Origin of the sequence: Streptomyces fagopyri (assembly GCF_009498275.1) — a bacterium.
Taxonomy (GTDB): domain Bacteria; phylum Actinomycetota; class Actinomycetes; order Streptomycetales; family Streptomycetaceae; genus Streptomyces; species Streptomyces fagopyri.
This window is the reverse complement of sequence record NZ_CP045643.1, coordinates 5,638,178-5,652,307: the sequence shown is the minus strand read 5'-3', so window position 1 is coordinate 5,652,307 and position 14,130 is coordinate 5,638,178. Positions and strand designations below refer to the sequence as shown.

9 protein-coding genes are annotated in these 14,130 nt (G+C 71.7%); 8 read left to right on the top strand and 1 reads right to left on the bottom strand.

The window, feature by feature from the left end; translation table 11 throughout:
- Positions 1–200: 200 nt before the first annotated feature.
- The 7 genes from GFH48_RS24335 to GFH48_RS24305 all read left to right on the top strand — a co-directional run bounded on the left by GFH48_RS24335 (position 201) and on the right by GFH48_RS24305 (position 12,151).
- Positions 201–1,604 carry an ABC transporter substrate-binding protein gene (locus GFH48_RS24335; RefSeq protein WP_153290282.1) on the top strand — a complete coding sequence of 468 codons (1,404 nt, stop codon included), beginning with the start codon at positions 201–203 and terminating at the stop codon, positions 1,602–1,604.
- A 7-nt stretch (positions 1,605–1,611) separates the two neighbouring features.
- Positions 1,612–2,955 (top strand): carbohydrate ABC transporter permease, encoded by a 1,344-nt coding sequence (locus GFH48_RS24330; protein WP_153290281.1) that lies wholly within the window; start codon positions 1,612–1,614, stop codon positions 2,953–2,955.
- On the top strand, positions 2,952–3,863 hold the full coding sequence (locus GFH48_RS24325) for a carbohydrate ABC transporter permease (protein WP_153290280.1): 912 nt from the start codon (positions 2,952–2,954) through the stop codon (positions 3,861–3,863). The genes GFH48_RS24330 and GFH48_RS24325 overlap by 4 nt, the downstream gene beginning before the upstream one ends.
- A gap of 161 nt (positions 3,864–4,024) precedes the next feature.
- On the top strand, positions 4,025–6,292 hold the full coding sequence (locus GFH48_RS24320) for a bifunctional glycosyltransferase/CDP-glycerol:glycerophosphate glycerophosphotransferase (RefSeq protein ID WP_153290279.1): 2,268 nt from the start codon (positions 4,025–4,027) through the stop codon (positions 6,290–6,292).
- 141 nt (positions 6,293–6,433) lie between these two features.
- Positions 6,434–8,623, top strand: coding sequence for a bifunctional glycosyltransferase/CDP-glycerol:glycerophosphate glycerophosphotransferase (locus GFH48_RS24315; RefSeq protein WP_153290278.1), 2,190 nt, complete (start codon positions 6,434–6,436; stop codon positions 8,621–8,623).
- Position 8,624: 1 nt separating this feature from the next.
- On the top strand, positions 8,625–10,832 hold the full coding sequence (locus GFH48_RS24310; RefSeq protein WP_153290277.1) for a bifunctional glycosyltransferase/CDP-glycerol:glycerophosphate glycerophosphotransferase: 2,208 nt from the start codon (positions 8,625–8,627) through the stop codon (positions 10,830–10,832).
- Between the two features lie 8 nt (positions 10,833–10,840).
- Complete coding sequence (locus tag GFH48_RS24305) at positions 10,841–12,151, top strand: hypothetical protein (RefSeq protein WP_153290276.1); 1,311 nt, start codon at positions 10,841–10,843, stop codon at positions 12,149–12,151.
- 112 nt (positions 12,152–12,263) lie between these two features.
- Here GFH48_RS24305 and GFH48_RS24300 read toward each other — a convergent pair whose 3' ends face one another.
- Positions 12,264–12,677 carry an organic hydroperoxide resistance protein gene (locus tag GFH48_RS24300; RefSeq protein WP_148008673.1) on the bottom strand — a complete coding sequence of 138 codons (414 nt, stop codon included), beginning with the start codon at positions 12,675–12,677 and terminating at the stop codon, positions 12,264–12,266.
- A 124-nt stretch (positions 12,678–12,801) separates the two neighbouring features.
- Here GFH48_RS24300 and GFH48_RS24295 point away from each other — a divergent pair, with 124 nt between their 5' ends.
- Positions 12,802–13,311: a MarR family winged helix-turn-helix transcriptional regulator gene (locus GFH48_RS24295; RefSeq protein ID WP_153290275.1), complete on the top strand. Its 510-nt coding sequence runs from the start codon at positions 12,802–12,804 to the stop codon at positions 13,309–13,311.
- Positions 13,312–14,130 lie beyond the last annotated feature (819 nt).

Genomic DNA, 14,130 nt, shown 5'->3' with positions numbered 1-14,130 from the left:
ACAGCGCGACCAGCCCCCACCCACCCGCGCCCGAAACACCCCCACCCGTCACAACCAGGCCGGCAGCCCACGTCACGACCCAATCACGATCGCTCACTTGACACCGCAGGCGCTCTTGCAGCCCTTAAGCCCCCAGGCGTAGACCAGACCCGCACGGGACAGCGCCGGACGTTCGACGAGGAACGAAGAACGGGGCAGTAATGCGCAGATCGCTTCGTACAGACAGGTCGCACACGCACTCGACGCACAGGGCCGCACAGGTCGCCGCAGCCGCCGTCATCGCCGGCGCGCTCACCCTCACCGCGTGCGGCGGCAGTGACGACAAGAAGAGCGACGACGGCAAGAGCGGCGCGAGCACCGGCGACACCGCGGGCGGCGGGAGTGTCAGTCTGCCCAAGCTCGACGGCGCGAGCCTGGAGGTCGCCGCCGTGTGGACGGGGCCCGAACAGGCCAACTTCAAGAAGGTGCTGGCGGAGTTCGAGAAGCGCACCGGCGCGAAGGTCACCTTCGTCCCCGCGCAGGACCCGATCATCAACTTCCTCGGTTCGAAGATCGCGGGCGGCGCGCCGCCGGACGTCGCGATGCTCCCCCAGGTCGGCGCCATCAAGCAGGCCGTCGAGAAGAAGTGGGCCAAGCCCGTCGGCCCCGACGCCCAGGCCCAGCTCGCCAAGAACTACTCGCAGGGCTGGCAGGACCTCGGCAAGATCGACGGCAAGCAGTACGGGGTGTACTACAAGGCGGCCAACAAGTCGCTGGTCTGGTACAACACGAAGGTCTTCGAGAACGCGGGCGCGAAGGAGCCCGCCACCTGGAAGGACTTCCTCTCCACCGCGCAGACCGTCTACGACTCCGGTGTCACCCCCGTCTCCGTCGGCGGCGCGGACGGCTGGACCCTCACCGACTGGTTCGAGAACGTCTATCTCTCCCAGGCCGGTCCGGAGAAGTACGACCAGCTCGCCCAGCACAAGATCAAGTGGACGGACCCGTCCGTGAAGGACGCGCTGACCACGCTCGCCCAGCTGTGGGGCAACAAGAACTACATCGCGGGCGGCCCGGACGGCGCGCTGCAGACGGAGTTCCCGGCCTCGGTGACGCAGACGTTCACCGGCGGCGACCAGCCCAAGGCAGGCATGGTCTTCGAGGGCGACTTCGTGGGCGTCAACATCGCGGAGACGAAGGCGAAGATCGGCACGGACGCGAAGGTGTTCCCGTTCCCCGCCGTGGGCGACAAGGCCCCCGTGGTCAGCGGTGGTGACGCGGCCGTCGTCCTGAAGGACTCCAAGGCGGCCCAGGCACTGGTCACCTTCCTGGCCTCGCCGGACGCGGCGACCATCCAGGCGAAGCTCGGCGGCTACCTCTCCCCCAACAAGAGCGTGGCGAACTCCGCGTATCCGAACGCCGTGCAGCAGTCGATGGCGAAGGCGCTGATCGCCGCCGGCGACGACTTCCGTTTCGACATGTCCGACCAGGCCCCGCAGTCCTTCGGCGGTACGCCCGGCAAGGGCGAGTGGAAGGACCTGCAGGACTTCCTGAAGAACCCCAAGGACGTGGCGGGGACGCAGGCGAAGCTGGAGGCCGACGCGGCCGCGGCGTACAAGGGCTGATCCGGCGATGACGTCGGCAACGGCGGGAGGGGCCGACCCGGCCCCTCCCGCGGCAACACGGCGCAAGAGCGTGACCGGCACCCGCAGGACCGTGGCAGTGCTGTTCCTGCTGCCCTGCCTCGTGCTGCTCGGCGCGCTCGTGGTCTACCCGATCGGGTACTCGCTGGTCCGCAGCTTCCTCAACCAGTCCGGCGACGGATTCGCCGGGGTCGACAACTACAAGGCGCTGTTCACGGACGACGGCATTCGTACCGCGCTGAAGAACAACGTCATCTGGGTCGTGTTCGCGCCCACGGTCGCGACCGCGCTCGGTCTCGTCTTCGCGGTGCTCACCGAACGGGTGCGCTGGGGAACGGCGTTCAAGCTGGTCGTCTTCATGCCGATGGCGATCTCGATGCTCGCGGCGGGGATCATCTTCCGGCTGGTGTACGACCAGGACCCGGACAAGGGTGTGGCGAACGCGGTCTGGGTCGGGGTGCACGACACCTTCGCGGAGTCGTCCGCGTTCCCGAAGGCCCACCCGGGGCGGCAGTCGCCGCTCCAGCCGGACAAGGGCGGGTTCCTCACCGCTCAGCCCGTCCGGGCGGGGCAGTCCGTCGCCCTGCCGCTCGTCGGCGTCGCCCCGGACCAGATGCCCGGCAGCGCGAAGAAGGCCGTACGGGCCGCCGTCGAACCGGGCAAGGTCACCGGTACGGCCTGGCAGGACTTCACCCGCGGCAAGGGCGTCGGCAGGCTCGGGCAGGTCGACCCGAGTGAGCTGGGCTACCCGGGCATGAAGGTCGAGGCCGTCAAGGACGGCAAGGTGGTGGCCTCCACGAAGGTGCGCGACGACGGCACGTTCACGCTCCCGGCCCAGGCCGACGGGGCCCGGCTCCGGCTCCCCGCGAGCAACTTCAAGGAGCCCTACAACGGCCTCGACTGGCTCGGCCCGTCCCTGGTCACCCCGGCGATCATCGGCTCGTACATCTGGATGTGGGCCGGTTTCGCGATGGTGCTGATCGCTGCGGGGCTCGCGGGGTTGCCGCGGGAGCTGCTGGAGGCCGCCCGGGTGGACGGCGCGAACGAGTGGCAGGTCTTCAGGAGGATCACGGTGCCGCTGCTCGCACCGGTGCTCGCGGTCGTCGCCGTCACCTTGATGATCAACGTTCTGAAGGTCTTCGACCTGGTGTTCATCATCGCGCCGGGCTCGTCCCAGGACGACGCCAACGTGCTGGCCCTGGAGCTCTACCGCAAGGGCTTCTCCGAGGACCAGCCGGGCATAGCGAGCGCCATCGCGGTGTTCCTGCTGCTGCTCGTGATCCCGGTGATGCTGTTCAACATCCGACGGCTCCGACGGGAGGTACGGCGATGACCACGGACGCCGGCACGGTCACCAGGACCCCACCCGTCACCGTCCCGGAGAAGACCGGGACGTCGCTCGGCTCCCGCCTCGCGAGCGGCGTCAGCGGCGGGATCGTACGCGTCTTCCTGCTGCTGGTCGGCCTGTTCTGGCTGGTGCCGACCATCGGGCTGCTGCTGTCCTCGCTGCGCAGGCCCGAGGACATGAGCGCGAGCGGCTGGTGGAAGGTGTTCAGCGAGCCCTCGCAGCTCACCGTGGACAGCTACCAGAAGCTCCTGGAGAACAGTGACATCACCAACTCGCTGCTGAACACGGTGCTGATCACGGTGCCGGCGACCCTGCTGGTCGTGGTGATCGGCTCGCTCGCGGGCTACGCCTTCGCCTGGATGGAGTTCCCGGGCCGCGACTGGTGGTTCCTCGGCACGGTCGGCCTGCTGGTCGTTCCCGTGCAGGTGGCGCTCATCCCGATCGCCGAACTCTTCGGGAAGATCGGTATCTTCGGCACCGTCTTCGGTGTGATCCTCTTCCACGTGGGCTTCGGCCTGCCCTTCGCGGTGTTCCTGCTGCGGAACTTCTTCGCGGAGATCCCACGGGAACTGCTGGAGGCGGCCCGGCTGGACGGCGCGGGTGAACTGCGCCTGTTCGTCAAGGTCGTGATGCCGCTCGGCGGTCCCGCGATCGCCTCGCTGGGCATCTTCCAGTTCCTGTGGGTGTGGAACGACATGCTGGTCGCGCTGGTGTTCTCCGATTCGGGCAGCCAGCCGATCACGGTCGCCCTGCAGACCCAGGTACGGCAGTTCGGCAACAACATCGACGTGCTGGCGCCCGGCGCCTTCATCTCGATGGTGATCCCACTGGCCGTGTTCTTCGCGTTCCAGCGGCAGTTCGTGTCCGGTGTGATGGCGGGCGCGGTCAAGTAGCCCGGTACGGCGGGCCTGTCGAGGGGCGCCGAGGGGCGGGCCGGACACCGGCCCGCCCCTCGGCGTTCACCCGGGGTCCCCCATATGCCACATCTGGCGTAACCAAGTCACCCCTTCGGCCGTTGCCGGGCAGTATGCCCGCGCCGACCCATGGATGTCCGTTGCCCAGGTTCAGTGTCATCGTCCCCGCGTACAAGGTTCAGGCGTACCTGCACGAATGCCTCGAATCCGTGCTGGAGCAGTCCTGTCCCGACCTCGAACTGATCGCCGTCGACGACTCTTCGCCCGACGCCTGCGGCGCGATCATCGACGAGTTCGCCGACCGTGACGCCCGGGTCCGTCCCGTGCACCTGCCGCGGAACGTGGGCCTGGGACACGCCCGCAACGCGGGGCTCGAACAGGCCACCGGCGACTATCTGGTCTTCCTCGACGGCGACGACACCCTCACGCCGGACGCGCTGCACGCCATCGCCGACCGGCTGAAGGACACCGGCGAACCGGACGTCCTGGTCTACGACTACGCGCGCACGTACTGGTCGGGCGAGGCGGTCCGTAACCAGTTCGCGGCCCATCTCACCGAAGCGGGCCCGGCGCCCTTCCGGCTCGACGACCGGCCGGGGCTGCTCAAGGTCCTGATGGTGGTGTGGAACAAGGCGTACCGGCGGGAGTTCGTCGAGCGCGAGGGCTTCACCTTCCCGCCCGGCTACTACGAGGACACGCCGTGGACGTATCCGGTGCTGACCTCGGCCGGGACGATCGCCACCCTCGACCGGGTCTGTGTGCACTACCGCCAGCGCCGCCAGGGCAACATCCTCGGCACCAGCAGCCGCAAGCACTTCGACATCTTCGCCCAGTACGACCGGGTCTTCGCGCACCTCGACGCGCACCCGGAACTGGAGCACTGGCGCCCCGTCCTGTTCCGCCGCATGGTCGACCACCTCTCGACGGTGTTCACCAAGCGGGGCCGGCTGCCGCGCGGCACCCGCGCCGAGTTCCTGCGCGCCGCCCGCGCCCACTACCGCCGCCACCGCGCGCCGGGCGCCCCGGTCCCCCTGCGCACCCGCGTCCGGCACGCCCTGGTCCGGCTCGGCAACCACCGCACGTACCGGCTGCTGTCCCTGGCCTCGCGCGTCCACAAGAAGACGCTGCGCGGCACCAAGGAACTGCTCCGCGGGGCCCGCGGCGCGGCGCTCCAGTTCCACTACCGTGTGCAGCTCAGGCTCCCGCTGCGCGCCGACCGCGCCGTCTTCTCCAGCTACTGGGGGCGCGGTCACGGCTGCAACCCGGGCGCCCTGGAGTCCGCGTTCCGCGACCTCGCGCCGCACATCCGCACGGCGTGGATCGCGCATCCCGAGCACCACCACACGATCCCGCCGTCGACACGGCGGCTGCGCCCCGGCTCGGCCGGCTACTGGACGGCGCTGGCGCGCTCCAAGTACCTGGTCAACAACGTCAACTTCGACCGCAGACTGGTCAAGCGGCGCGGCCAGATCATGATCCAGACCCAGCACGGCACCCCGCTCAAGCACATGGGCCTCGATCTGCAGGACCGCCCGGCCGCCGCCCGCGGCACGGACTTCGCCGAACTGCTGCGCAGCGCCGACAAGTGGGACTACTGCCTGTCCGGCAACCGCCACTCCACCCTGGTCTGGGAGCGCGTCTTCCCGGCCGCCTTCACCACGCTGGAGTACGGCCTGCCCCGCAACGACGTGTTCCAGCGCGCGACTTCGGCGGACGTGGCCCGGCTGCGGGAGTCCCTGGGCATCCCCGAGGGCACCGTCGCGGTCCTGTACGCGCCGACGTACCGCGACTACCGGCGCACCCAGCGCCTCACCGTCGACCTGGAGCGCGTGCTGCGCCGGCTCGGCCCGCGTTTCGTCGTGCTGACCCGCGCCCACCACGCGTACGCGGGTCCCCTCACGGCCCTCCCCGGGGGCCGGCTCATCGACGTCTCCGACCACCCGAACGTCGAATCCCTCTGTCTCGCGTCGGACGCGCTGGTCACCGACTACTCGTCCCTGATGTTCGACTACGCGGTCCTCGACCGGCCGATCGTGATCCACTCGGACGACTGGGAGGCGTACGAGGCCTCCCGCGGCACCTACTTCGACGTACGCGCCTTCCCGCCCGGCGAGGTCGCGCGGAACGAGGACGAGCTGACCGACGTCTTCGCGAGCGGATCCTGGTGCGGCTCCCGTTCGGCGCGGCTGCGGGCCACGTTCCGCGAGCGTTTCTGCCCGTACGAGGACGGGTTCGCCGCGGAGCGGGTGGTACGCCACGTCGTGCTCGGCGAGAGCGGCGGGCTGCCGCGGACCCTTCCCCTCTCCGAGCGCCGGCCGGTCCCGTCGGCCGCCCGGTCCCACCCCGTGCCGCCTCTCGCCACGGTGCCCGCGCCCGGTTCCCCCGCCCCCGTCACCGAGACCCTCTGAACCGGAGCAGGCATGCCCTCCAGCCCCTCCCGGCCCACGCCGACCCGGCCCGCCACCTGGCGTCCCACCGGTCGGCCGGGGCGATGACACCCCGGCCCAGCACCCCCCGAGACCTCAGCACCCTGTGAGAGAAAGAGCAGAATGCCCCGCTTCAGCATCATCGTCCCCACCCATGGAGTCGCCGGACGGCTGGCCCTCGCACTGGACTCGGTCCTCGGCCAGTCCTTCGGCGACTTCGAGCTGATCACGGTCTGCGACGCGCCGGACTCCCCGGCGGGCGAGGTGGTCGCCGGGTACGCCGCGCGGGACTCCCGGGTCGTCCCGGTGCACTCGCCGCCGTCACAGGGGCTGAGCGCGGCACGCAACGCCGGGATCGGGGCGGCGGCCGGCACGTATCTGCTCTTCCTGGACGGTGACGACGTCCTGGTGCCGGGCGCGCTGGGAATCCTGGACGGCGGACTCCGCGAGGAGACCGACGTCCTGTACTTCGCGCACGAGCGGGTCCACTGGTGGGACGTCGAGACCAGCACGCCTCCGCTCCCGAGGACACCCGAGGGAGTCTTCGCGCCCGGCCGCGCGCCCCGGCTGACCGGTGTGCTGCTGCCGGCCTGGAGCGCGGCCTACCGGCGGGACTTCCTGCGCGAACGTCATCTCACCTTTCCCCAGGGTCACTTCACGGACCTCGGCTGGGGCGGTCTGGTGAGCGTCGCCGCCGAACGGATGGCGGTGCTGCGCGTGGTCCTCGTACGCCATCTGCTGCGCCGCCAGGGCAGCCGGCTGAACGAGCCGGGCGAGCACCAGTTCCACCTGCTCGACCAGGTCGACCTGGTGCTCGGGCGGGCGGCCGCGCGGGGGCTGTCCGAGGAGCGGTCGAGGGCGCTGTTCGGCGACCTCTTCACGACGGTGCTGAAGTCCGCGGCCCATCCGAGGCGGCTTCCGCTGAGCCGGCGCCGGGCCTTCTTCCGCCGTGCGGGCAGGCTCTACCGACTTCACCGCCCGGCCGGGTTCCGGCCTCCGGCGGGCCGGATCGGGGTGCAGCACCGGCTGCTGGCGGCCGGGGCGTACAGCGCGTTCCGTGCGCTGCGCGGCGCCAACCAGCGGCTGCCGAGAGTCTGGGCGAAGCTGCCGCGTCCCCGGTTGCTGCGCACCCGCACGCGGTACGCGGCGCAGCTGCGCCGCCCGCTGGACGCGAACCTCGCGGTGTACTGCGCCTACTGGGGACGCGGTTACGCCTGCAACCCGGCCGCGATCCACGCCAAGGCACGTGAACTCGCCCCGCACATCCGGGGGGTGTTCCTGGTCGAGGCGGACGCGGTGGACGGCCTGCCCGCGGGCGTGGACCACGCGGTGATCGGCAGCGCCCGCTCCTGGGAGGTGCTGGCCCGCGCCAAGTACCTGATCAACAACGCCAATTTCGCGGACGGCGTCGTCAAGCGACCCGGCAGCGTGCATCTGCAGACCCAGCACGGCACCCCGCTGAAGAAGATGGGCGTCGACCAGTCGACGTACCCGGTGGTGGCCGCGGCGACCGGCAGCTTCACCAAGCTGCTGGCGCGGGTGGACCGCTGGGACTACAACCTCTCCTCCAACCGGCACTCCACGGAGATGTGGGAGCGGGCCTTCCCGGGCACGTACGAGGCCCTGGAGTACGGCTATCCGCGCAACGACGTCTACTGCACGGCGACCGCCGAGGACGTGGCCCGGGTGCGCAGGGAGCTGGGCGTGCCCGAGGGCAGGACCGCCCTGCTGTACGCGCCGACGCACCGGGACCACAGCACGGGTTTCGAGTCCCGGCTGGACCTGGAGGCGTTCTGCGAGGAGATCGGCGACTCCTTCGTCGTGCTGCTGCGCGCCCACTACTTCTACGACGGGGGCGGCCGCGCGGGCAGCGGCCGGATCATCGACGTGACCCGGCACCGCTCCTCGGAGGACGTCTGTCTGGCCGCCGACGCGCTGATCACGGACTACTCGTCGATCATGTTCGACTACGCCAACCTCGACCGTCCGATCGTCGTGTACGCGGACGACTGGGAGGTGTACCAGGCGACGCGGGGTGTCTACTTCGACCTGCTCGACGCGCCGCCGGGGCCGGTGGCCCGCACCCCCGGAGAGCTCGCGCGGGTGTTCCGCGACCGCTCCTACGCGGACGACTCCTCGCGGGCCCTGCGGGCCGGCTTCCGGGAGCGGTTCTGTTCCTTCGACGACGGGCAGGCCGCCGAACGGGTCGTCCGCAGAGTGCTGCTGGGCCAGCCGCCCGAGGCGATCCCCCCGGTGATCCCGCTCGCCGAGCGCCTTCCGGCCCCCGCCGCGTCCACCCTCGTAAGGAGCTGACGTGCCCCGCTTCAGCATCATCGTCCCCGTCTTCAAGGTGCAGGGCTTTCTGCGCGAGTGCCTCGACTCGGTCCTGGAGCAGTCGTACGCCGATCTCGAGGTGATCGCCGTCGACGACTGCTCGCCGGACGGCTGCGGCGCGATCCTCGACGAGTACGCGGCCCGCGACCCGCGCGTACGGGTGCTGCACCTGCCGCGGAACGTGGGGCTCGGCCGCGCCCGGAACGCCGGAATGCCGTACGCCGAAGGGGAGTTCCTCTTCTTCCTGGACAGCGACGACACGCTCACGCCGGGCGCCCTGCGCGCGATCGCCGACCGCCTCGACGAGACCGCCGACCCCGACGTGCTCGTGTTCGACTACGCGCGCACCTACTGGTGGGGCGGGACCCGCCGCAACGTCCTCGCGCATCTGCTGTCCGAGGCGGGCGACGGCACCTTCAGCGCCGCCGGGCACCCGGAGATCCTCGAACTGCTGATGGTGGTGTGGAACAAGGTCTACCGGCGGGAGTTCGTCGAGCGGGAGGGCTTCACCTTCCCGCCCGGCTACTACGAGGACACGCCCTGGACCTTCCCGGTGATGCTCAGCGCCGGGCGGATCGCCACGCTCGACCGGATCTGTCTGAACTACCGGCAGCGGCGCCAGGGCAACATCCTGTCCACCACCAGCCGCAAGCACTTCGACATCCACGACCAGTACCAGCGGGTCTTCGCGTTCGTGGACTCCCGCCCGGAGCTGGCGCGCTGGCGCCCGTATCTGCACCGCAAGATGGGCGAGCACTGTCTCGACATCCTCGCCAAGCCGGACCGGCTGCCCGCCTGCGACAAGGGTGAGTTCTTCGCGCGGACGGCCGCGCTCTTCCGCGAGCACCGCGACGGCCCCGTGCCGCCCGAACTGCGCGCCCTGCTCGGCGGTTACGCGCGCTACCGGGCCCGGCGGCAGGCGGCCCGCGCCGGCGGGGAACTGGTCCGGCGCGGACAGCAGGCGCGCTCGGCCGCGGTCACCCGGATCAAGCGCGGCTGGTCCACGGCGCACGAACTCCGGCCACTGGATCCCGAGTTGGCCGTGTACTCGGCGTTCTCGCACCGCGGGGTGCTCGGCGACCCGGGTGCCGTCCACCGCGCGGCCCGTGAACTCGCCCCGCACATCCGGGCGGTGTGGGTGGTGCGCGCGGACCAGGTGGCGCTGCTGCCGCCCGGTGTCGAGCACGTCACCCCGGACTCGCTCGACTACCGCCGGGTGACCGCGCGGGCGACGTACTTCGTCAACAACGTCAACTGGCCCGGCTCCCTGGTCAAGCGCGAGGGCAGCGTCCACATCCACACCCACCAGGGCACGCCGCTGAAGTACATGGGCGCGGACCTGCTGGGCAAGCCCGGTGCCCGGCACGGCTTCGACGTGCCGCAGATGCTGCGCCGCGCGGACCGCTGGGACTACAGTCTGGTCGCCAACCGTCACTCCGAGCTGGCCTGGGACCGCGCCTACCCCTGCCACTTCACGTCGCTGCGCACCGGCAGCCCCCGCAACGACGTCCTCGTACGGGCGCGGCCCGGGGACGGACTGCCGGTCCGGGCGCGCCTCGGCATCCCGGCCGGCCACCGGGTGGTGCTGTACGCGCCGACGCGCCGCGACTACGTCAGGGGCGGCCACCTCGACCGGGTCGATCTCGCCCGGTTCGCCGAGGACCTCGGTGAGGGCCACACCCTCGTCGTACGTCTGCATCCCTCGCTGGCGGACGGTCCGGCGCGCGGGGCGGGGCTGTCCGAGCTGCACCGGCGCGGGGTCGTGGTCGACGCGACGGACGAGCCGCACGTCGAGGAGCTGATGCTCGCCTCCGACGTGCTGGTCACGGACTACTCGGCCCTTCTCTTCGACTACGCCAACCTGGACCGGCCGATCGTGGTGCACGCCGACGACTGGGGCGCGTACGCGGCGAGCCGGGGCGCGTACTTCGACATCACGGCCGACTCGCCGGGGCATGTGGCCCGCTCCTACCGGGAGCTGGCGCGGCTGTTCGCGTCCGGGGCGTGGCAGGACGCGGAGTCGGCGCGGCTGCGGGCCGGATTCCGGGCGCGGTTCTGCGCGTTCGACGACGGGCGGGCCGCCGAGCGGGTGGTGCGGACGCTGATGCTCGGTGAGCGGGTCGAGGGGCCGACGCCCGTCGTCCAGGTGCCCGCGCAGGCGGAGCACGACGTCCTCACCTCGTCGTGAGCGCCCCGGTGGACGTTCGCCCGGCCAGGCCCGCGCGGTTCCGGGTGATCGTCCTGGCCGCCGTCTTCGCCGCCCTGCAACTCGCGAACGTCACCGGCCGGGACAGCCCCGACAGCAAGAACTACCTCTCGTACGCGCTGAGCCTGGGTGGGGCGGGCAAGCACGACGCGGCCTCGCTCACCATCGACTACGTCTGTGCCGGCCGGGCCTCGCTCGCCCGCCGCGACCAGAGCGTCGACGTGCTGCGCTTCCACGCGCCGAGCCCCACCCGGCGGGTGTTCGAGGAGTGCCGGAGCGAGCAGTGGCGGGGGGTGTCGAAGCGGCTGCGGGCCGGGCAGACCTCGGGGCACACCGTGCCGTTCATGTCCGCGCGCTTCATGCGGATCTTCGAGGCGCGGCCCGGGTATCCGGCGCTGCTGGCCCCGTTCGTCACGGTCCTCGGGGTGAAGTGGGGGGTGTGGACGTCGAGCGTCCTCGTCACGGTGGGCGGGGGCGTGCTCGCGTTCCTCGTGCTGCGTACCCTGCGCGCCCCCACCGTCGCGGCCCTGACCGGGCAGGCGCTCTTCTATGTCCTGCCGTGCGGCACGACCGCCATGCGCCCGATGACCGAGGGCCTGCTGCTGGACCTGACGCTGGCCGCGCTGTGGGGCTGCGCGCTGGCGCTGGAGGGCCGTGCGCGGGCCGGGAGCCTGCTGGTCGGGGGCTCGCTGGCGGCGCTCTTCACGGTGAAGCACTCGCAGGCGTTGTTCCTCGGGCTGTGCCTGACGGGCGCGTGCGCGGTGATCGGCGTGCGGCACGGGAGTGCGCGCCGGCCGCTGCGCGGGCTCACGCCGCCGCTCAGGGTGGTCGGCGCGGTGGCGGCGGGCGCGGTCGTGGTCACGGTCCTCGCTGCGCGGGCGCTGCGCTACCCGTCCGAGTCGGAGAGCCTCCAGGACCTGCTCACGGGGCACTTCGCCGTCCCGGACCGCACCCGCCCGTGGCCCGAGTTCCTGCATCTCGAAGCCGACTTCTGGGTGGAGTGGCTGCGCCGGGAGCTGTGGGAGCCGTTCGCCCTCGCGGCCCTGGCGGCCGGGGCCTGGGGGGTCGGGCGGCAGCGTCCGGACTTCGCCGTCCTCCTGCTCGCGGGCGCGCTCACCGGCGTCCTCAACCAGGCCGGGCATCCCGACATCACCATCTACGGGGACCGGCTGATCGTGCTGGTGTGGGTGCTGCCGGTGGTGGGGCTGCCGCTGCTGCTGGAACAGGCGCTGCGGCCACGGGCGCGGGGTCTGGACGCGGTGCCGGGACCGCTGCGCACGGACACCAGGGTCACCCGATGAGGTGACGGGCGGCGCGTGCGGGCTGGTCCGGGCACCCCGTGCCGACGGGAGCCGGGCGCGCCGGATCCCCGTGCCTCTCGCGGGGCACGGGGATGGGCGGCACGGCGCGGTACTACTCGACGACGAGCTCGACCGGGATGTTGCCGCGGGTCGCGTTGGAGTAGGGGCAGACCTGGTGGGCCTGCTCGACCAGCTTGCGGCCGGTGGCCTGGTCCACGGAGTCGGGGAGCTCGACGCGCAGCGTGACGGCGAGGCCGAAGCCCTCGCCCTGCTTGCCGATGCCGACCTCGCCGGTCACCGAGGCCTCGCTGACGTCGACCTTCGCCGCGCGGCCGACGAGGCCGAGGGCGCTGGCGAAACAGGCGGCGTAGCCGGCGGCGAACAGCTGCTCCGGGTTGGTGCCCTGACCGCTGCCGCCCATCTCCACCGGCACGGCCAGCTGGAGGTCGAGCTTGCCGTCGGAGCTGACGGCACGACCGTCACGGCCGTGGGTGGCGGTGGCGACAGCGGTGTAGAGCGTGTCCATGAAGACCATCCCTCTCAGATGAATGTCCTGTCGGAGCGGCCGGTCCGGCCGCCTCACGGAGTTGATTAGAGCACACAACTCAATTGCGCACAACTTAATGATGGGCGAGAGCTATCCTGTCAGCATGACCGTCATGCCGACCCCGCGCCCGCAGGCCCCGTCCGACGGGGACTACCTCCGTCTCGACCAGCAGATCTGCTTCTCCCTGAACGCGGCGTCGCGCGCCTTCGGCGGCGTCTACCGGGTGATCCTCAAGGACTTCGGGCTGACCTACCCGCAGTACCTCGTGATGCTGGTGCTGTGGGAGCACGGCGAACTGCCCGTGAAGAAGGTCGGCGAACATCTGCGGCTCGACTCCGGAACCCTGTCACCGCTCCTCAAGCGGCTGGAGGCGGCCGGTCTGGTGCGGCGCGAGCGCAGCGTCCTGGACGAGCGCTCCGTGCACGTCCACCTCACGGACGAGGGCACCGCCCTGCGTGAGCGCGCCCTTCAGGTGCCGCGCCGGATCGCCGCCGCGACGGGTTTCGAACTCGGCGAGATCGTCGACCTCCAGTCCCGTCTGGACCGGCTGACGGCCGCGCTGGACGACGCGGCCCTCGAACAGGCGCCGGACCCCGGGCCGGGCCGGCACTGAGGGCCGGGCAGCACGGGACGGCCCTCGGACCGGCCGGAGGGAGGCCGGCGGGTCGCCCTGCGGCGGGTGGCGCACATACAGGCGCAGGGTGATCCCCCGGCGCGCGAGTTGCTCCCGCAGGGTGAACTCCTCGCTGATCACCGCGAGTTTGACCCGCTCGCTCGGGGTGCGGGGACGCCAGCCCGACCGCAGCGCGAACGGCGCGGCGACCAGCCACACGTGGTCGATCCCGGCGAGCCTCCGGCGCAGTTCGGCAGGGCCCTCCTCCTCGCCGTACAGCGTCCCGGAGGCCGTCGCGGAGGCCCGGAGCGCGATGTCCCGCGCCCCGCGGAAGCCCTCCGGATAGGCCAGCGCGGACCGCCGCGCGAGCGAGGGCAGGAACAGCACCGGGTCACCGGGGCGCAGTTCGCGCCCGACGGCGGCGGAGACGGCGGCGAGGTTGTCGGGACGACGGCCGGGGGTGCGGTCCTGGCACAGCAGCGGGAACTGGGCCGTGAGCGCGAGCGTGACCGCGAGGACTCCGGCGAGGGCGGCCACCGGCACCCGCGCCCTCGTCCGCGCCGTCCACGGCGACCTCGCCCCGGCCCACCGCTCCCACGGCCGCGCCAGCGCCCGCGCCAGCCGGTCCGTCCCGGCGGCGGCCAGCAGCGGCGCCCCGGCCAGGGCGTAGAGGACGTACCGCTCGTCGTACAGCGGCCAGAAGCGGGAGACCGCGATCAGCACCGCCGGCGGAAGCACCATCAGCGGCGCGGCGACCGCCGCGAGGGTCATCTCCCCGCGCGGCACCGGCCTCAGCAGCCCCAGGGCCACGAGGAACAG